The sequence below is a fragment of the Cupriavidus sp. SIMBA_020 genome (assembly GCF_046535395.1).
Classification (GTDB): domain Bacteria; phylum Pseudomonadota; class Gammaproteobacteria; order Burkholderiales; family Burkholderiaceae; genus Cupriavidus; species Cupriavidus campinensis.
Window position 1 is genome coordinate 1 of record NZ_JAWRWU010000806.1, and the last position, 264, is coordinate 264.

Genomic DNA, 264 nt, shown 5'->3' on the forward strand with positions numbered 1-264 from the left:
CCGCCAGGAACGCACGCGCTACAACGTCTTCGCCACGCTCGACCACGAGTTCTCGTCATCATGGAAAGGGTCGCTGACGCTGTCGCGCACCGGCGACGACAACGACCGCACCTATGGCTGGTTCAGCAGCAACGGCTGGGCCAACCCGCAGACCGGGCAGGGCGCCTCGGTCTGGGTCGCCAAATGGCCGATCCCCAAGACCCAGAACGCGCTGGACGCCAGCCTCAGCGGCGCCTTCGACGCGCTGGGCCGCCGCCACGACCT

The 264-nt window shown here is 68.6% G+C and carries 1 pseudogene; it reads left to right on the forward strand.

What is annotated here, in order from left to right:
- Positions 1–264, forward strand: a pseudogene (locus SB751_RS31590) (TonB-dependent siderophore receptor); the annotation flags it as partial.